Raw genomic sequence first — 254 nt, forward strand, 5'->3', positions numbered from 1 at the left:
GTGTACATTTTTTCATCCGTCAAAACGTACCCTGCATCGTTCGTAATCCCCAGTGGGCGTACGCTCTCAGTCAACGGGTCCATACCTACGTAGATGAATACGCCGTCAGTAGAAAGATCGCTTTGCTCACCAGTTTTCGTGTTTTCGAGCAAGACGGATTGTACTTTGCCTTCACCACGAATTTCTTTCACTGCAGAATCCCAGATCACTTCGATCTTTTCGTTTTCAAAAGCGCGTTTTTGCAAGATCTTTTG

General features: G+C 45.3%; 1 protein-coding gene. It reads right to left on the reverse strand.

What is annotated here, in order from left to right:
* Positions 1-254: NAD(P)/FAD-dependent oxidoreductase (locus tag SB773_RS33195; RefSeq protein ID WP_410594698.1), on the reverse strand; the 254-nt coding region annotated here is incomplete at both ends.

Origin of the sequence: Bacillus sp. SIMBA_074 (assembly GCF_046534555.1) — a bacterium.
In the GTDB taxonomy this organism is placed as follows: Bacteria; Bacillota; Bacilli; order Bacillales; family Bacillaceae_G; genus Bacillus_A; species Bacillus_A mycoides.